The 19,256-nt window shown below is 61.9% G+C and carries 13 protein-coding genes; 11 read left to right on the plus strand and 2 right to left on the minus strand.

The window, feature by feature from the left end; all coding sequences use genetic code 11:
- Nucleotides 1–39: 39 nt before the first annotated feature.
- From xrtD to CFK21_RS02915, 8 genes are all read left to right on the plus strand, one after another.
- Nucleotides 40–1,620 carry a VPLPA-CTERM-specific exosortase XrtD gene (gene xrtD / locus CFK21_RS02880; RefSeq protein ID WP_157745270.1) on the plus strand — a complete coding sequence of 527 codons (1,581 nt, stop codon included), beginning with the start codon at nt 40–42 and terminating at the stop codon, nt 1,618–1,620.
- Between the two features lie 219 nt (nt 1,621–1,839).
- Nucleotides 1,840–3,486 carry a glycosyltransferase family 4 protein gene (locus CFK21_RS02885; protein ID WP_096364560.1) on the plus strand — a complete coding sequence of 549 codons (1,647 nt, stop codon included), beginning with the start codon at nt 1,840–1,842 and terminating at the stop codon, nt 3,484–3,486.
- A 255-nt stretch (nt 3,487–3,741) separates the two neighbouring features.
- The gene (gene gmd, locus CFK21_RS02890) at nt 3,742–4,830 is read left to right on the plus strand and encodes a GDP-mannose 4,6-dehydratase (protein WP_096364562.1); all 1,089 of its coding nucleotides are present in this window, start codon (nt 3,742–3,744) and stop codon (nt 4,828–4,830) included.
- A 43-nt stretch (nt 4,831–4,873) separates the two neighbouring features.
- Nucleotides 4,874–5,827: a GDP-L-fucose synthase gene (fcl, locus tag CFK21_RS02895; RefSeq protein ID WP_096364564.1), complete on the plus strand. Its 954-nt coding sequence runs from the start codon at nt 4,874–4,876 to the stop codon at nt 5,825–5,827.
- A gap of 255 nt (nt 5,828–6,082) precedes the next feature.
- Nucleotides 6,083–8,506 carry a tetratricopeptide repeat protein gene (locus CFK21_RS02900; RefSeq protein ID WP_172844232.1) on the plus strand — a complete coding sequence of 808 codons (2,424 nt, stop codon included), beginning with the start codon at nt 6,083–6,085 and terminating at the stop codon, nt 8,504–8,506.
- A gap of 533 nt (nt 8,507–9,039) precedes the next feature.
- Nucleotides 9,040–11,181: an XrtA/PEP-CTERM system histidine kinase PrsK gene (gene prsK, locus CFK21_RS02905; RefSeq protein WP_096364568.1), complete on the plus strand. Its 2,142-nt coding sequence runs from the start codon at nt 9,040–9,042 to the stop codon at nt 11,179–11,181.
- Nucleotides 11,147–12,505 carry a PEP-CTERM-box response regulator transcription factor gene (prsR, locus tag CFK21_RS02910; protein ID WP_096364570.1) on the plus strand — a complete coding sequence of 453 codons (1,359 nt, stop codon included), beginning with the start codon at nt 11,147–11,149 and terminating at the stop codon, nt 12,503–12,505. The genes prsK and prsR overlap by 35 nt, the downstream gene beginning before the upstream one ends.
- A 193-nt stretch (nt 12,506–12,698) precedes the next feature.
- The gene (locus CFK21_RS02915; protein ID WP_096364572.1) at nt 12,699–12,989 is read left to right on the plus strand and encodes a GIY-YIG nuclease family protein; all 291 of its coding nucleotides are present in this window, start codon (nt 12,699–12,701) and stop codon (nt 12,987–12,989) included.
- Between the two features lie 134 nt (nt 12,990–13,123).
- Here the strand turns inward: CFK21_RS02915 and CFK21_RS02920 are convergent, their stop codons facing one another.
- On the minus strand, nt 13,124–15,451 hold the full coding sequence (locus CFK21_RS02920; protein WP_096364574.1) for a protein-disulfide reductase DsbD: 2,328 nt from the start codon (nt 15,449–15,451) through the stop codon (nt 13,124–13,126).
- Between the two features lie 47 nt (nt 15,452–15,498).
- Nucleotides 15,499–15,822, minus strand: a complete 324-nt coding sequence (gene cutA, locus CFK21_RS02925; RefSeq protein ID WP_096364576.1) for a divalent-cation tolerance protein CutA — start codon at nt 15,820–15,822, stop codon at nt 15,499–15,501.
- 329 nt (nt 15,823–16,151) lie between these two features.
- Here cutA and CFK21_RS02930 point away from each other — a divergent pair, with 329 nt between their 5' ends.
- The 3 genes from CFK21_RS02930 (at nt 16,152) to groL (ending at nt 19,055) form a co-directional block, all read left to right on the plus strand.
- Nucleotides 16,152–16,604, plus strand: coding sequence for an FxsA family protein (locus CFK21_RS02930; RefSeq protein WP_096364578.1), 453 nt, complete (start codon nt 16,152–16,154; stop codon nt 16,602–16,604).
- A gap of 462 nt (nt 16,605–17,066) precedes the next feature.
- A complete protein-coding gene (gene groES / locus CFK21_RS02935) occupies nt 17,067–17,357 on the plus strand; it encodes a co-chaperone GroES (RefSeq protein ID WP_096364580.1) in 291 nt (96 codons plus the stop codon).
- Between the two features lie 45 nt (nt 17,358–17,402).
- Complete coding sequence (gene groL / locus CFK21_RS02940; protein ID WP_096364582.1) at nt 17,403–19,055, plus strand: chaperonin GroEL; 1,653 nt, start codon at nt 17,403–17,405, stop codon at nt 19,053–19,055.
- Nucleotides 19,056–19,256: the final 201 nt, after the last annotated feature.

Consider the following 19,256-nt stretch of genomic DNA (forward strand, 5'->3'; position numbering starts at 1 on the left):
AGTGTCCGGCGCCGGCGGGGTGAGAATCAGTAAATGGGTATGAACAGCGCAACCACCACCAAGTCTCTTTCGATATTTTCAGCCGGAATCTGGGTCTTGTTGATTTTGACGGCAGGCATCCTGGGCTATGCCTATGCCGACGCCATCGAATACATGGTAAATCGTTGGAACGGCTCCGAGGAATATGGTTATGCCTATCTGATACCGGTTATTACCGCTTTCCTGATCTGGCAGCGCAGGTTCGAAATCCAGAGGGTCGGAATACGGCATTCCTATGCCGGGCTGGTGCTGGTTGCGTTAGGCGGCCTGCTGCTGTTTCTGGGTACCATGGCCACAACGCATACGCTGTCGCAGTATTCCATCGTCATCGTGATTATGGGACTTGCACTGACTTTCCTGGGGTGGTCCGCCTTCAGGCTGGCCTTTGCGCCGCTGTTCCTGCTCTTCTTCATGGTGCCGTTACCGCCGTTCGTTTTCAATACGCTGTCCAATCAGCTGCAGCTGATTTCCTCCGAGATCGGGGTTGCGGTGATCCGTCTGTTCGGCATCAGCGTCTATCTCGAAGGCAATGTGATCGACCTGGGCAGCTACAAGCTGCAGGTGGTCGAGGCCTGCAGCGGCCTGCGCTACCTGTTCCCGCTGGCCAGCCTTTCATTCGTTGCCGCGTATATCTATAAGGGTGCGTTGTGGAAGAAGGCGATCATTTTCCTGTCCAGTGCGCCCATCACGGTGTTGATGAACAGCTTTCGCATCGGCGTGATCGGTGTCCTGGTGGAATACGGCGGCCCGGGCCAGGCGGAAGGTTTTCTGCATGATTTCGAGGGCTGGGTCATCTTCATGGCCTGTATTGCCATCCTGATCCTGGAGATGGCGGTGCTGGCCAAGATCGGCAAGCGGAAAATGACCCTGAGCGAGGCCTTCGGTATCGATATACCCGAGCCCCCCGAAGATGATGTTCCCCGCAAGCGGGTCAAGCCTGCTGTCCCCGGTTATCTGGCCATTGGTGTTGCACTGCTGACTGTCTGGGGAGTGGAGCATGCCTCCAGCAGCGAAAATATCGTGCCTGATCGCAGGCTTTTCGTGGGTTTTCCCATGGAGTTCGGCAACTGGGCGGGACGAGAGGACCGGCTGGAAAGCATTTACCTCCAGGCGCTGAAGCTGGATGACTACATCATGGCCGATTATCGTAATGGTAAGGGTCAGCAGGTGAATTTCTATGCGGCCTACTATGCCGATCAGGCTGCCGGCGAGGCCGCGCATTCGCCCCGCGCCTGTATTCCGGGTGGTGGCTGGCTGATCAGGAATCATGAGGTGGTGCCGGTGGAAGGAGTTGAGGTTCTCGGGCGCTCACTTGAAGTCAACCGCATGATTATCGCCAAGGGGGATTTCCGCCAGTTGGTGTATTACTGGTTCCAGCAACGGGGGCGGGTGATTACCAATGAGTACTGGGTAAAAGGCTACCTGTTCTGGGATGCGCTGACCCGCAACCGCACCGACGGGGCCCTGGTGCGGCTGACCATCCCGATTCAGCCCGGGCAGGATCTGGCCGATGCAGAGGAGGCGCTGCGGGAGTTTGCCGGGCTGGTGGTGCCGAAACTGGGACCGTATGTGCCGGAGTGAATTGTGGGTGTCAGGTTACGCCCTGTCGGGCTAACCCGACCCACACCGGCTGAAAAATATATTCGTCATTCCCGCGCAGGCGGGAATCCAAGACGTTCGGTGGTTTCTGGATTACTCGCTGCGCTCGCCCTTCGGGCCGCCCTACGGGCGTTCAACGCGCTCCGCGCTTTTGTCCCACCTGCGCGGGGATGACGGTAATTGAAGGATAACTAGAAAATCTTGACTGAGATTCCTGCCAATCACCTGTTGATACTGGTCGCGGCCATGGTCATCAGCATGACGCTGATCCCGGTCATGGTCCGGCTGGCGCCCGTGCTGGGCATGGTCGACAAGCCGGATCCGCGCAAGGTGCATTCCGTTCCCATCCCGCGGGTGGGCGGAGTCGGGATCGTTATCGGCAGTCTGGTGCCGCTGTTGGTGTGGCTGCCTGTCGACACTCTGATGGCGAGCTATCTTGCGGGGGCGCTGATCCTGCTCCTGTTCGGGGCCTGGGACGATGCCAAAGAGCTGGGCCACTATGTGAAGTTCATCGGCCAGTTCGCGGCGGTGCTCGGCGTGGTCTACTGGGGCGATCTGTATGTCACCCAGCTGCCGCTGCTGGGGCCGGATGCCATGTCGGAATCCATGGGCCGGGTGTTCACCGTCATCGCCATGGTGGGCATGATCAACGCCATGAACCACTCCGACGGCCTGGACGGGCTGGCCGGGGGCGAATCGCTGATCAGCCTGCTGGCGATCATCTATCTGGCCTATCAGGCCGGCGGCGATCCGGCGGTGATCATTGCGGTGGCCACCATCGGTGGGGTGTTTGGCTTTCTGCGCTTCAACTCGCATCCGGCGCGGGTATTCATGGGCGACGGCGGCAGTCAGTTCCTGGGCTTCACCCTGGCCTTTCTGGCGGTATACCTGATGACCCGGGTCAATCCGGCACTGAGCCCGGCCCTGCCGCTGCTGTTTCTCGGGCTGCCTATCGTCGACATCCTGGCGGTGTTCGCCCAGCGCATCTACCACGGCATGAACTGGTTCCGCGCCACCAAGAACCATATTCATCACCGGCTGCTGGAACTGGGCTTCGAGCATCACGAATCCGTGATCACCATCTATGCCATCCAGGCGTTGCTGGTGCTGCTTGCGGTGGTGCTGCCCTACGAGCATGACCTGCTCATCATCGGGATCTACGTCGGAGTTTCCGTAGCGGTCTTCGCCGGGCTGATCGTTGCGGAACGCAGCGGCTGGCGGAAGAGCCGGGAACGGCTGCTGTTCCCGGCGGTGAAGGCTTTCGGTGTGATCCGCAAGCAGCCCCAGTTCCTGCAGGCGCTGACCGGCCTGGTGATGGCGGTGATCGCCCTGTATGCGCTGGTGGTCGCCTTTGTGGTGGAACAGGTGCCGCTGCAGTTCGGCTATATTCTTGTCGTGCTCGCCGGCCTCCTGCTCGCCCGGCTGCTGGCGGGCTTCCGCCTGTGGTTTCTGTTCCTGCGCCTGACGCTGTTCCTGTCCATGGCGGCGCTGGTGTATCTGGTCAACCTGTATCCGCAGCCCTGGTTCGCAGAGGTATCCCGCTTTTTCGATTATGCGGTGTTTGCGGTGTTGATCCTGGCGATTGCTGCGGGCATGCGGTTCGCGGAGAATTCCCGCTTCGATGTCAGTCCGCTGGATTTTCTGGTCATCCTGATGTTGCTGGTGGCAGGGATCTTCCCGCAGCAGATCGGGTTGAGCGAGATGCTGCTGCGGCTGATCATTGAGTTCGTGGTGTTGTTCTATGCGGTGGAGTGGGTGCTCAAGCACATGCGCAGCCGGTGGAACCTGATGACGCTGGGGGTGCTGGGGAGTCTGGTGGTGTTGTCGGGGCGGTTTGTGGTGGGGTGAGGGGTAAGTCTTGCAGGTTGGATCAGCCGAAGGCGTAATCCGGCATTGCGTGATGTCGGGTTACGCTGCGCTAACCCGACCTACGGCACTGTTGGTTGGCCGTCAGCTTTCCCGTCATCCCGGCGAAGGCCGGGATCCATGAACCGCGGCGGCTTCTGGATCCCGGCCTTCGCCGGGATGACGGGTGTGGGTTGGGGTGATGGGTGTGGGTTGGGATGATGGAAAATATTTTGAATTGTGGGGTGTGAGAGAAAAATGAGTAAAGTTGCATTGATCACCGGCATCACGGGCCAGGACGGCGCCTATCTGGCGGAGTTCCTGCTGGAGAAGGGCTATGAAGTGCACGGCCTCAAGCGCCGGGCCTCGTCGTTCAATACCGACCGCATCGATCACCTGTACCAGGATCCGCATGTCAGCGACCGACATTTCATACTGCACTATGGCGATCTGACCGATTCCACCAACCTGATCCGCATCATCCAGCAGGTGCAGCCGGACGAGATCTACAACCTGGCCGCGCAGAGCCATGTGGCGGTCTCCTTCGAGACGCCGGAGTACACCGCCAATGCCGATGCGCTTGGCACCCTGCGGCTGCTGGAGGCGATCCGCATCCTGGGACTGGAGAAGAAGACCAAATTCTATCAGGCCTCGACCAGCGAGCTGTTCGGCAAGGTGCAGGAGATACCGCAGAAGGAGACCACGCCCTTCTATCCGCGCAGCCCCTATGCCGTGGCCAAGCTCTATGCCTACTGGATCTGCGTCAACTACCGGGAGGCCTACGGCATCTATGCCTGCAACGGTATCCTGTTCAACCACGAATCCCCCATTCGCGGCGAGACCTTCGTCACCCGCAAGATCACCCGCGCCATCGCCCGCATCAAGCTCGGGCTGCAGGACAAGCTGTACCTGGGCAACCTGGACGCCAAGCGCGACTGGGGGCATGCAAAGGACTATGTGCGTATGCAGTGGCTGATGCTGCAGCAGGATGAGCCGGACGATTACTGCATCGCCACCGGGGTGCAGTACTCGGTGCGTGATTTCGTCAACGCCGCCTGCAGCGAGGTCGGCATCCAGTTGGACTGGCAGGGCGAGGGCGTGGACGAGAAGGGCATCGACCGCAAGAGCGGGCAGGTGCTGGTTGAGGTCGACCCGCGCTACTTCCGGCCCACCGAGGTGGAGACCCTGCTGGGCGATCCGTCCAAGGCCAAGCAACAGCTGGGCTGGGTGCCGGAGATCAGCTTCGACGAGATGGTTGCGGAGATGGTGCGCGAGGACATCAAGATCGCCGAGCGTGATGAACTGTGCAAGCGTGAGGGCTACAAGACGTTCGATTACAACGAGTGAAGATCAAGAGCGCCACGGAATACACGGAAAGCACGGAAGATTTATGAATAAAAACGCAATAATCTATGTGGCTGGCCACCGCGGCCTGGTTGGCGGCGCCATCGTCCGGCAGCTGGAGAAGGCGGGATATACGAACCTGGTCACGCGCACCAGCCGCGAGCTGGATCTGCGCGACCAGGCGCAGGTGAATGAATTCTTCGAGGCGGAGCAGCCGGAGTACGTGTTCCTGGCGGCGGCCAAGGTGGGCGGGATTCTGGCCAACGACAGTTACCCGGCCGAGTTCCTGTATGACAACCTGATGCTGGAGGCCAATGTCATCCACGCCGCGTATAAGAATGGGGTGAAGAAGCTGCTGTTCCTGGGCAGTACCTGCATCTACCCCAAGCACGCGCCCCAGCCGATGCCGGAGGACAGCCTGCTCACCGGGCCGCTGGAGCCGACCAACGAATGGTACGCGGTGGCCAAAATCGCCGGCATCAAGCTGTGCCAGGCCTACCGGCGCCAATACGGCTGCAGCTTCATTTCGGCCATGCCGACCAACCTGTACGGCATCGGCGACAACTTCGATCTGGAGAAATCCCACGTCATGCCGGCGCTGATCCGCAAGATGCACGAGGCGAAGCAGGCCGGGGCGCCGAGCGTGAAGATCTGGGGTACGGGCACGCCGCTGCGCGAGTTCCTGTTCGTCGACGACTGTGCCGATGCCTGCCTGTTCCTGATGCAGAATTACGACGACGCAGGCATCGTCAATATCGGCGTGGGCGAGGATATCTCCATCGCCGACCTGGCCCGGCTGGTGGCCGGGGTGGTGGGCTATGCGGGCGAACTGGTGTTCGACACCAGTAAACCTGACGGCACGCCGCGCAAGCTGGTGGATACCTCGCGGATCAATGCCCTGGGCTGGCGGCCGACGGTTTCCCTGGAGGCGGGAATCCGGTTAACCTACGATTGGTACCGCGAGCAGCTGGATGCTGCCGGGGTGCGGGGGGTTGGATAATATTCTAATAGCCACGGAATACACGGAAGGCACGGAAAAAAACAAAATATATTAAAAAGTTATTTGTTTCCGGTCGTGTTCTCGTCATCCCGGCGCAGGCCGGGATCCAGAAGCCGCCGCGGTAACTGGATTCCCGCCTGCGCGGGAATGACGGGAAAGGCGGCGGATAACCTGCAGATACTCATGTTTTGGTTTTTTCCGTGCTTTCCGTGTATTCCGTGGCCATTAAAATCAAATAAAACACAGGTGGATGCAATGAATCTCAAGAAAACGACACTGGTGGTGGTGCTGGCTGCGGTCCTCGGGGCCTGCGGCGGCGCGGAGGAGCGCAAGCAGGCCTATCTGGAACGCGGCAAGGCCTACCTGGAGGAGGAGAACTTCGACAAGGCCCGGGTGGAGATCAAGAACGTGCTGCAGATCGATCCCAAGCATGCCGAAGCCTATCTGCTGATGGGTCGGATCATGGAGGAGGAGCAGGCGTGGGCCAAGGCATACGGCAATTATAAGAAAGCGGTTGATCTCGATCCTTCGCTGCTCGATGCGCGTATGAGGCTTGGTCAGTTCATGCTGCTTCAGGCAAATGCATCCAGGGCCCGTGAAGAAGTCGAGGCGGAGGAAGAGGCTATAGCGGTAGTTCGGGAGCAATTGGCTGCGATCCGCGAAAACAACCCGGACCATCAGGGTGTTGTCATACTGGAAGCTGCTCTGCAGTCACGCGAGGGTGATGCTGAAGCGTCTATCTCTACCCTCAAAAAATATTTTGACCGATATCCTGATAAGACCGAGGTTGCTGTATTGCTTGCTCGCTCCTATATGGGGGTAGAGCAATTCGATGATGCACAACAGGTGCTCGAGCGGGCTGTCAGTACCGCCCCCGATGATCCGGCTCTGAGGGTAAGGCTGGCCCGTGCCTATGCCCGCGGGGATAAGTCGGAGCAGGCGATAAACAGCATGCATGAGGCCATCCGGTTGCAGCCTGATGCGCTGGAGCCTCGAATTACACTGGCGACTTATCTGGCTCAGCTGGATCGGCATGAAGAGGCTGAAAAGATTCTTCGTGAAACCATTGCCGCAGATCCGGAGGATCCTGATCGCTACCTGGTCATGGCTGATTTTATCCACCGCTGGAAATCGTTTGATCAAGCAGTGGACGAGCTACAACAGGCTATCCGTGAGTTGCCGGAAGCCGAAGGGATTCGCTTTGCGCTGGCCAGACTGTATGCCAGTGAAAATCACACGGAAGAACAGAAGCAGGTGCTTGGAGATATTGCCGACAAGTGGGGCGATGAGCCGCCTGGATTGACAGCCAGAGTGGCATTGGCTGAGATCGCTGCTTCTGAAGGAGATGTGGATACAACGCGGAAGCTTGTGTCCGAGGTGCTTGAGCATAACCCTGGTGATAATGGGGCTCTTATGCTCAAGGGCAGGCTTGCGTTGATGGATAGGAATTATACTGATGCAATTACCGCCTTGCGTACTGTTGTTAAAGATCAACCGGACAACGCCAAAGCCATAACCCTCCTGGCTGAGGCCCACCTGCAGAATGGTGAGATCGAGCTGGCTGGTGACAACATGCGTCGTGCCGTTGAGGCTGCGCCTGATGATCTGGATGTCCGGTTGCTTTATGCAAACTATCTCATGCAGCGTCGTGAGGTTGATGCGGCGGAGGAGCAGGTGGATGCGGCCCTGAGAATCTCTCCCGACGATGCGAGAGCATTGATTGCCAAGAGCAATATACTGGCTGCCCGGAATGATCCTGAGCAGTTGAAGAAAGCTATTATGGATATTAAGGAAGCCGCCCCTGATAGTCCGGAAGGATACTTCCGCATGGCACGGGTATACCGCGCATTGGGCGAGCTTGAAGCCGCTCATGCTGAATATGAAAAAGCGCTTGATCTTGCCGAGGGGTATGGCGCCGCCATGCTGCTTGGCGATATGGTTGCCCTGGAGTTACAGATGGGCATGATTGATTCTGCAGAGGGGCGTGTGCAGTCCGTGTTGAGTGCTGATCCTGAGCATAGGACGGCACATGGGCTGATGGCCGCTGTACGAATTGCCCAGAAGCGGTATGAGGATGCCGAGCAGGAATACCTGGCTCAGATCGAGATAACTCCTGACGTGGCTCAACCATACAGCCGGCTGGCCGCGATCAGGCTGGCCCAGGACGATCAGGCGGGTGCCATTGAAGCTTACCGCATGGGGGTTGACCGGCTGCCGGGTTCTCCCGCGCTCCTGGTGCCTTTGGCAGGAGTGCACGAGCGCCAGGGTAATTACGACCGCGCCATCGAGCTCTACGAGCAGGTACTGGAGAGCAATCCCGACAACGCAATCGCCACCAACAACCTGGCCGCTTTGCTGTCCGATCGCCGCACCGATCAGGCCAGCCTGGACCGTGCCCTGGAACTGGCCGACAAGTTCAGGGATGCCGAGCAGGCCGTGTTCCTGGATACCCTGGGTTGGGTGCATTACCGCCGCGGCGAGTATGAGCAGGCGGTCGAGATCCTCAGCCGGGTGGTGGAGCAATCGCCCGATATCGCCATCTTCCACTATCACCTGGGCATGGCGCACCATGGCGCCGGCAATGCCGCCCTGGCCCGCGAGCACCTGCAGCAGGCGGTGGATGCGGGCGGCGACTTCGCCGGTATCGAGGAGGCCAGGAAGGTGCTGGAAGGGCTGTAGCGGTGTCCGGTTTGCCGGGAACGCTGCGCTTGCTTATCCCGGCCTACGGGGCTGGTAGGATGGGTGGAGCGCGGCGCAACCCATCGCGGACCGCCGGGACGATGGGTTACGGCGCTGTGCGCCTTCACCCATCCTACCCGATCTGCCCGCGCAGGCGGATCCAAGTGCCCGGGAAGCCTGCGCGAAGGCGGTGAAACGGCGTCATCCCCGCGCAGGCGGGGATCCAGTGTCCGCAGGGCATGCGGATCCCCCGCGCTCCGGCGCCGGACTGACGGCAAACCACCGGGCGCAGGGCCGGTTTGCATCCGTCCGTGTCGTCATGCTTGACTACGCTTGTCTTATCTGACTGTTTATAAATAAAAAAATCAACCAATTGCATGTCTGCCCGATTACTGGGTATAGTCGGACGTTGCATAATGAGACAAAAATAATAACTCCCTGTTTTGCTTTAGTTTCCGCGCGGTCAGAACGATACAGGGGTCATAAGCCCGCTGCGCGTTTGTCGTAATGGACGTCTTGTTCTGGGGTGGACGATGCTGACAGTCGGTCTGGTGAGTTACGCCGCCGGCACCTTGGCGGCGCTGGTGCTTGCGCTGGTGCTGCTCACCGGCAAGGCGGGCGGTGTGCGCAAGCATCTGCTCATGTTCGCCGCGGCGGCCAGTGCCCTGTGGATGGGTATATCCGCCGCCCACAGCGCCGGCCATGCCCACTTCTACGCCACGCTGATCACGGAACTGCTGCGTGACTTTGCCTGGCTGATCTTTCTCGGCGGGGTACTCACCGCTCTCATCACCGACCGCGCGCGCGCGCGGCGCCGCTTCCGCAATCTCGCCATGCTCTCGGGCGGTTACCTGCTGCTGGTTGCCAGCGCGACGACCTATCGCTTCGCCGGCGGTGAGGTGTTCCACATCGGGTTCGGCATGGACTGGCTGCTGGCCGGCTACCTGGTCGTGCCCATCGGCGGGCTGGTGCTGATCGAGCAGGTGTTCCGCAATACCCGGGTGGATGCGCGCCGGGGCATCAAGTATCTGTGCATCGGCACCGGCAGTCTGTTCGCCTACGATTTCTATCTCTACTCCAACGCCCTGCTGTTCCAGGGCATCGATCCCAACCTGTGGCAGGCGCGCGGCCTGATCAATGCCGTGGCCATCCCGGTGGTGGCAGTGGCGGTACTGCGCGATCCACGCTGGTCGGTGGATATCTTCGTCTCCCGCCGCATCGTCTTCCATACCGCCGCCCTGCTCGGCGCCGGGGTGTACCTGCTGGCGATGGGCGTGGGCGGCTACTATGTGCGCAACTTCGGCGGCACCTGGGGCGCGGTCGGGCAGGTGATCTTCTTCTTCGGTGCCATCGTGGTGCTGGCGGTGCTGTTCCTGTCCGGGCCGGTGCGCGCCAGCCTGCGGGTGTTCATCAACAAGCACTTCTTCCACTACAAGTACGATTACCGCGACGAGTGGCTGCGCTTCATTGCCACCCTGTCGCAGCGCGAGGCCGACGAAGCGCTGGAGCCGCGGGTGGTGCAGGCCATCGCCGAGATCATCTCCAGTCCCGCCGGTGTGCTCTGGTGGCGGCGCGACGGCGCTTTCCGCCCCGTTGCCAGCTGGCATGCCGAGTACGCCGGCCTGCCGGCGGTGCAGGCAGAGGACTCGCTGCCGCGGTTTCTGGACGACCAGGAATGGGTGATCAATCTCGAGGAGTACCGCAAGGATCCGGGCTTCTATACCAACCTGTACCTGCCCGACTGGATGCTGGCGTTTCCGCGCGCCTGGCTGATCACGCCCCTGATCCTGCACGATGAACTGCTGGGCTTTGTCCTGCTGGCGCGGCCGCACGGTCAGCACCAGTTCAACTGGGAGGACTGCGATCTGCTCAAGACCGTCGGTCGCGAAGCCGCCAGTCACCTGGCCCAGTACGAGGCCTCGCGTGCGCTGGCCGAGGCGCGCCAGTTCGAGACCTACAACCGTCTGTCCACCTATGTCATCCACGACCTGAAGAACCTCATCGGTCAGCTTTCCCTGCTGGTGACCAATGCCGAGAAGCACAAGCACAACCCGGCCTTCATGGAGGATGCCATCCAGACGGTCGACAATTCGGTGACCAAGATGAACCGCCTGCTCGCGCACCTGCGCAGCGGCGATGCCGCCGAGCAGCAGCGCGAGCAGGTGGACCTGTGTCCGCTGCTGGAGGAGGTAGCCATCACCATGGCCAATGGCCACCCCGCGCCTTCCGTGGACTGCCAGGCGCGCGGCATTCATGTGAGCGCCAACCGCGAGCGCCTGGGGGCGGTGATCGGCCATGTAGTGCGCAATGCCCAGGATGCCACCCCGCCCGACGGCAAGGTGATCATTCGCCTGTTCAAGCACAACGATATGGCCGTGATCGAAGTGCAGGACACCGGTGCCGGTATGGATGAGGCCTTCATCCGCGAGCATCTGTTCAAGCCCTTCGAGACCACCAAGGGTCAGGCCGGCATGGGGGTGGGGGCGCATGAGACGCGCGACTTCATCCGCAACCTCGGCGGCGAGGTGGAGGTGATCAGCCGGGTGGGGGAAGGCACCTCATTCCGCATGCGGGTGCCGATTAGCGAAGAAGTCAGGAATCGTATAGAGTTGCAACTTATAGATAATAACAGGACGCCGAATGACGGACGAATCCAAGAAGCTTCTGGTCGTTGAGGACGACCCCGGCCTCCAGACTCAGCTCAAATGGTGTTTCGACGGTTATGAAGTCATTATCGCGGGCGACCGCGAGGCCGCCCTGACCGAGTTGAAGAAACACCCCTTCCCCGTGATGACCCTGGACCTGGGACTGCCGCCGGACAACGGCGGTACCAGCGAAGGCTTCGCCACCCTGGAGCAGGTGCTCAACGACTACCCCGAGACCAAGGTGATCGTGGTCACCGGCAACAACGAGCGCGAGAACGCGCTGCGCGCGGTCGGCCTGGGCGCCTACGACTTCTTCTACAAGCCCATCGACTCCGATCTGCTCGGCTTCATCGTCAACCGCGCCTACCGCCTGCACGAACTGGAGGAGGAGAACACCCGCCTGCACACCCGCCGGCCCGAATCGCCGCTGGAAGGCGTGCTGACCGGCAGCGAGGAGATGATGCAGGTCTGCCGCACGGTGGAGAAGGTCGCCCCGGCCGATGTCTCCGTGCTGGTGCTGGGCGACTCCGGCACCGGCAAGGAACTGATGGCGCGTTCACTGCACGGCCTGAGCCGGCGCAACGAAGGCCCCTTCATCGCCATCAACTGCGCCGCCATCCCCGAGAACCTGCTCGAGAGCGAATTGTTCGGTTACGAGAAGGGGGCCTTCACCGGCGCGGTCAAGACCACGCCCGGCAAGATCGAGACCGCTCACGGCGGCACCCTGTTCCTGGACGAGGTCGGCGACCTGCCCATGCCGCTGCAGGCCAAGCTGCTGCGCTTCCTGCAGGAACGCACCATCGAGCGGGTCGGCGGGCGCAAGGAGATCCCCGTCGATGTGCGTGTGGTCTGCGCCACCCACAAGGACCTGCAGCAGCTGATCCGCGACGGCGACTTCCGCGAGGATCTGTACTACCGCATCAGCGAAATCAGTATCCGCATCCCGCCGCTGCGCGAGCGTGTCGGCGACGTGCTGCTGCTGGCGCGCGCCTTCCTGGAACGCTTCAGCGAGCAGCACGGCAACAAGATCAAGAGCTTCAGTAAGGATGCCATCGCCGCGCTGGAAGGTTATCACTGGCCCGGCAATGTCCGTGAACTGGAAAACCGCGTCAAGCGCGCCGTGATCATGGCCGAGGGCAAGCAGATCACCGCCCGCGACCTCGAGCTCGGCGGCGACCACGCCAACGACGATCAGAGCTTCGACCTGCGCGAGATCCGCGAACAGGCCGAGAAGCAGGCCATCCTGCGCGCCATGAACCACTGCGGCGGCAAGATCTCCCAGGCCGCCGAACTGCTCGGTGTGAGCCGGCCGACCATGTATGACCTGTTGAAGAAATATAATCTGAAGTCGTGAGGCGTGAGGCGTGAGGCGTGAGGCGTGAGGCGTGAGGCGTGAGGCGTGAGGCGTGAGGCGTGAGGCGTGAGGCGTGAGGCGTGAGGCGTGAGGGCGGCCTCCCTCTTCCGTCATCCCGGCGCAGGCCGGGATCCAGAGACCACTGCAATCACAGACACTAGAACCGTTTGTTATCCGACATGGAGGTTGGGTAATGAAAAGGCAGCCGTGCGTTTATATCCTCGCCAGTAAAAGAAATGGAACCCTTTACACAGGTGTAACCTCAGATATCGTGAAGCGTGTCTGGGAGCACAGAACTCATGCGGTTGAAGGGTTTACACGAAAATACGGTGTCACCATGCTCGTATGGTATGAGTGGCATGGAAACATGGATTCGGCAATTTGCCGGGAAAAGGCGATAAAGAAGTGGAGGCGTGCCTGGAAACTGCGGGCGATTGAAAAAATGAATCCGCAGTGGCGGGATCTGTATTCAGATCTGTTGTGATGCTGTCCGCGAAGCCCACTATTCCGTCATTCCCGTGCAGGTGGGAATCCATGGGGATGGCTGAGTCTGGATCCCCGCCTGCGTGGGGATGACGGGATAATTAACGGCGAGAGAATGAAGGGGTCACTCCTCACTCACCCCCCAAACGCCGCATTCACATGCGCGGCGAACTCCTCAGGCCCCATGTAGCCCATGATGCGATAGCGCCGCAGTTCCTCGCCGCTGGCATCGTAGAGGATCAGGCTGGGCGGGCCGGGGATGCGGAAATGCTTGAGCAGGGCCTTGTCGATGTCATCGTTGGCGGTGACGTCGGCCTTCAGCGTCACGGTGTTGGCCAGGGCCTGCTGCACCTGCGGGTCGCTGAAGGTGTTCTTCTCCATGCGGTGACAGTCGGTGCACCAGTCGGCATAGAAATCCAGCAGCACGCTCCTGCCCTGAGTCGAGGCGGCGGCGACCTCGCGTTGCAGGTCATCCAGACTCTTGATGGTCTTGAACTCGATGCCCTGCGCCTGGGCCTGGGCGGTGGTGCCGCCGCCGGCGAGTGCCAGCCCGCGCAGCGGCTGCAGGGTGTCGCGGGCGCCGGCGGCCACGCCGATGAGCAGGATCACGCCCCAGGCCAGCAGCACCACCCCCATGCCCTTGAACAGCTTCTGCCAGCCACTGGCGTCCACGTCCAGCCGGTCCATGGCGCCCATGTAGATGGCGCTGATGATGAGCAGGGCGGCCCACAGCAGCATGGCGGCGGCGGTGGGGATGATGCGCTCCAGCATCCAGATGGCCACGGCCAGCAGCAGCACGCCGAAGGTGGCCTTGATGGCGTTCATCCAGTCGCCGGCGCGCGGCAGCACCTTGCCCGCGCCGGTGCCGATGGCCAGCAGCGGCGCGCCCATGCCCATGCTCAGGGCGAACAGGGCCGCCCCGCCCAGGTAGGGGTCGCCGGTCTGACCGATGTAGATCAGCGCGCCGGCCAGCGGCGCGGCCACGCAGGGGCCGACGATCAGCGCGGACAGGAAGCCCATAATGGCCACGCCGGTGAGGGTGCCGCCCTGCTGCTTGTTGCTGATCTCGCTGAGCTTGCTCTGCCAGGAGGCCGGTATCTGCAGATCGTAGAAACCGAACATGGACAGCGACAGCAGCACGAACACGGTGGCGAAGCTGCCCAGGATCCAGGGGTTCTGGAAGGCCGCCTGCAGGTTCTCGCCGGACAGGCCCGCGATCACGCCGGCCACGGTGTAGGTCAGGGCCATGGCCAGCACATAGACCAGCGACAGGGTGAAGGCGCGCCGGGTGGTGATGTCTTCGCCCTGGCCGACGATGATCGAGGACAGGATCGGGATCATCGGGAACACGCAGGGGGTGAAGGCCAGCAGCAGGCCGAAGCCGAAGAAGGTCAGGATCACCAGCGGTGTGTTGCCGCTGGCCAGGCTCTGGGCGATGCGGTCCTGTTCGGTGACCGGGGGGGCGGCGGCTGCGCTGTCATCGACACTCAGCTCGGCGACGGTGGCGGCGGCCTGCGGCAGTTCCAGGCTGACCTCGCGGGTCTGCGGGGTGTAGCAGATGCGGCCCTCGGCGCAGCCCTGGTAGCCGATGGACAGGCGGATGGCGGTCGGGTCGGTCGCGGTGCGCTGCAGCGGCAGGGTGGCGGTGACGCCGTCGTGATAGACCTCGACCCGGCCGAAGGTCTCGTCGTCCTTCATCTCGCCGGCGGGGAAGTCGGCCGTGCCCAGCGCCACGCCTTCGCCCTCAAGCAGCTGAAAGCTGAACTTGTCGCGATAGAGATAGTAGCCGGGGGCGATCTCCCAGCGTGCCTCCAGGGTATTGCCGTCGATGACGGCGGTCTCCAGCTGGAAGGCGTCGTCGACGTCGAGCAGATCGCTCTCCATGCCGAAGCCGCCGCCGCCGAAGCTCTGTTCGCCGGTCGGCGGGGCGGCGTCGCCGCTGGCGGCCGCCGCGGCGGGCAGGGCCAGGGTGAGCTTCTGGGTGTGCGGGGTGTAGCAGATGCCGCGCGATTCCATGCAGCCCTGGGAGACGGCGCGCAGCACGAACTCGGCCGGGGCACCGGCGGTGCGCTCCACCGGCGCGGTGATGCTGAGTTTGTCGAAGTAGACCTCCACCTCGCCGAAGGTCTCGTCCTGCTTCATCTTGCCGGCAGGAAATTCCGGCGTGCCGACCGTCACCCCCGCGGTATCGGAGTGCAGCTGCACCCGCTGGCGGTACATGTAGAAGTCGTCGGCGATGTCCCAGGTCACGCGCACCCGGTCCGGACCGGCCATTTCGGCGCTGATGGCGAAGGCCTCGTCGGCGGACAGCAGTTCGTCATCGCCCCAGAGGGCGTGGGACTGCAGCGGCAGCAGCAACAGGGACAACAGCAGGCCGAGGAAGCGCAGTGCCGGGAAACCCCTGGCCGTGGCCTCTTTCCCGTCGTTCCGGCGCAGACCGGAACCCAGCGGGGTCAGATGCATGGATGCCGGCCTGCGCCGGCATGACGGGGAAGTCAGGGATATGGGTGTCATTGAAGCAGTACGCTCTCGTCGATCCAGTCCAGGTAGCCGCTCAGGCCATCCACAATTGGGACTGCGATAATTTCCGGAAGTTCATAGGGATGGGCTTCCAGCACGGCCGCCTTCAGGGCCTCCAGGACATCGCGGCGGGTCTTGATCACCAGCAGCTGCTCGGTGTCCTCCTCCACCTCGCCCTGCCAGCGGTAGACCGAAGTGAGATTCGCCACGATGTTCACGCAGGCCGCCAGATCCTGGGCCACCAGGGCACGGGCGATGGTGCGGGCGTCGGCTTCCGGTGCGGTAACCAGCACGATGCAGTATTTGTCCTTCATGGGCGGGAAGATAACCAAGTCGGTGATTGAGGGAAACCCTTGAGGGCAGAGACGGTTGAGGCTGGGGGGATATTTCATTTCCCCTCAGACGTCATCCCGGTACCGGCCTGCACCGGCACAGGCTCCGGCCGGGATCCACTGACCGCGGCGGGTTCTGGATCCCGGCCTGCGCCGGGATGACGGAAGGTGGGGGGATGACGGAAGGTGGGGGGGATGACGGAAGGTGGGGGGGATGACGGAAGGTGGGGGATGCCGGAAGGTGGGGGGGATGCCGGAAGCGGCGGATACTGATGTTGCCGCCCCCGGGGCCATCCGTTATGGTTCCGGGGATGAATCCCTTCGCCGTACTGCTCCTGCTGTTTCTCAGCGTCCCCCTGGTCGAGATCTATTTCCTGATCAAGGTCGGGGGCTGGATCGGCGCCGTCCCCACGGTTTTCATGGTCGTATTCACCGCCGTGCTGGGGGCCCTGCTGCTGCGCTTCCAGGGCTTTTCCACCCTGCAGCGGCTGCAGCTGTCCATGGCCCGCGGCGAACTGCCGGCGGTGGAGATGCTGGAAGGGGTGGTGCTGGTCATCAGCGGCGTCCTGCTGCTGACCCCGGGCTTTTTCACCGACGCCCTGGGCTTTCTCGGCCTGATCCCGCCCCTGCGCCAGGCCCTGATCCGGGCCTGGATCGCCCGTCAGCTGGGCGGCGGACCGCCGCCGGGCGCCGGCCCCGCCGGCGGCCAGCCCAAGGGGCCGGTGACGCTGGAAGGCGAATATACGCGTGAAAATGATAAATAAAACAGTATATTATAAGTCAATGTAGGATGGGTGGAGCGCAGCGCAACCCAGCGCACCGCTGTCGGTCCACGATGGGCTGCGGCGCAATGCGCCTTCACCCACCCTGCGATGCGGCATTAAATCCGTCATTCCCGCTCAGGCGGGAATCCAGCAGTACCGTAGGTCGGGTTAGCCTGGAAGGCGTAACCCGACATCCACCGCGGCATGTCGGGTTACGCTGCGCTAACCCGACCTACGCTCTGTTCCTGTCATCCCCGCCTGCGCGGGGATGGCGCGGTCGGAATATGCCCCATTCGGGCCGGTTTCCCCGCCTGAGATTAAACCTGTTTTTCCATGAGAAAATAAATTTAATCGCATCCCCCTTGAAACTCCAATCGCCGCCGCTATTATTAGCACTCACTACAAACGAGTGCTAACACTCACAACCCAATGACCATCTTTGGTTTTTAAGGAGAGTGCCAGATGAATATTCGTCCGTTGCATGATCGCGTGATCATCAAGCGTATGGAAGAAGAACGCACCACGGCCGGTGGGATCGTGATCCCGGACTCGGCAACCGAAAAGCCCATCCGCGGTGAGGTGGTTGCCGTCGGTAACGGCAAGATCCTGGAGAACGGCGAACTGCGTCCGCTGGACATCAAGGTCGGCGACAAGGTCCTGTTCGGCAAGTACTCCGGCACCGAGGTCAAGGTTGAGGACCAGGATCTGCTGGTCATGCGTGAAGAAGACGTGATGGCCGTCATCGAGGGCTGAGCCCGGGCCGCCGCATAACAGAATTTTCAGGAGAGGATTAGCAATATGTCAGCGAAAGAAGTCAGATTCAGTGATGATGCGCGTCAGCGCATGGTCAAGGGCGTGAACATCCTGGCCAACGCGGTCAAGGTCACCCTGGGCCCGAAGGGCCGTAACGTGGTGCTGGAGAAGGCCTTCGGCGCTCCCACCGTGACCAAGGACGGCGTCTCCGTCGCCAAGGAGATCGAGCTCAAGGACAAGTTCGAGAACATGGGTGCCCAGATGGTCAAGGAAGTCGCTTCCCAGACTTCTGATGTGGCCGGTGACGGCACCACCACCGCGACCGTGCTGGCCCAGAGCATCTTCAAGGAAGGCATGAAGGCCGTGGCCGCCGGCATGAACCCGATGGACCTCAAGCGCGGCATCGACAAGGCCGTGATCGCCGCCGTCGAGGAACTGAAGAAGCTCTCCAACCCCTGCTCCGACACCAAGGCCATCGCCCAGGTCGGCACCATTTCCGCCAACTCCGACGAGTCCATCGGCAAGACCATCGCCGATGCCATGGAGAAGGTCGGCAAGGAAGGTGTGATCACCGTCGAGGAAGGCACCTCCCTGTACAACGAGCTGGACGTGGTCGAGGGCATGCAGTTCGACCGCGGCTACCTGTCGCCGTACTTCGTCAACAACCAGCAGAGCATGAGCGCCGAGCTGGATGACCCCTACATCCTGATCCACGACAAGAAGATCTCCAACATCCGCGAGCTGCTGCCGGTGCTGGAAGGCGTGGCCAAGGCCGGCAAGCCGCTGATGATCATCGCCGAGGACATCGAGGGCGAAGCCCTGGCCACCCTGGTGGTCAACAGCATCCGCGGCATCGTCAAGGTCTGCGCCGTCAAGGCCCCGGGCTTCGGCGACCGCCGCAAGGCCATGCTGCAGGATGTCGCGGTCCTGACCGGCGGTACCGTGATCTCCGAAGAGACCGGTATGAGCCTGGAGAAGGCCACCCTGGATGAGCTGGGCAACGCCAAGAAGGTGCAGGTCACCAAGGAAAACACCACCATTATCGACGGTGTCGGCAAGAAGGAAGACATCGAGGCGCGCGTGACCCAGATCCGCACCCAGATCGAGGAGGCCACCTCCGATTACGATCGCGAGAAGCTGCAGGAGCGCGTGGCCAAGCTGGCCGGCGGCGTGGCCGTGATCAAGGTCGGTGCCGCCACCGAGATGGAAATGAAGGAGAAGAAGGCGCGCGTCGAGGACGCCCTGCACGCCACCCGTGCGGCGGTCGAGGAAGGCGTGGTGCCGGGCGGCGGCGTGGCCCTGATCCGTGCCCGTGCCGGTATCGCGAAACTGACCGGCGACAACCACGATCAGGACGTCGGCATCAACATCGCCCGCCGCGCCATGGAAGAGCCGCTGCGTCAGATCGTCGGCAACACCGGTGAGGAGCCCTCCGTCATCCTGGCCAAGGTCGAGGAAGGCAGTGGCAACTACGGCTACAACGCCGCCACCGGCGAGTACGCCGACATGATCGAGATGGGTATCCTGGACCCGACCAAGGTGACCCGCTCGGCCCTGCAGAACGCCGCCTCCGTCTCCGGTCTGATGATCACCACCGAGTGCATGGTGGCTGACATGCCCGAGGAAGGCGAGGGCGCCGGCGCCGGCGCCCCCGACATGGGCGGCATGGGCGGCATGGGCGGTATGGGGATGATGTAAGCCCAACCGTTCTGCTGTCGTCAGAAACGAAGAACCCCGCCCTTTGTGGCGGGGTTTTTTTGTGGGATCAGGGATTGAGGAATTCGCTTTTCCCGTCATTCCCGCGCAGGCGGGAATCCAGCAACCGCGCGGTATCTGGATCCCCGCCTGCGCGGGGATGACGTTCCTTTATCAAAAAACGGGCCGTGAAGACCCGTTTTT

It is taken from the genome of Thiohalobacter thiocyanaticus (assembly GCF_002356355.1).
Lineage (GTDB): Bacteria > Pseudomonadota > Gammaproteobacteria > Thiohalobacterales > Thiohalobacteraceae > Thiohalobacter > Thiohalobacter thiocyanaticus_A.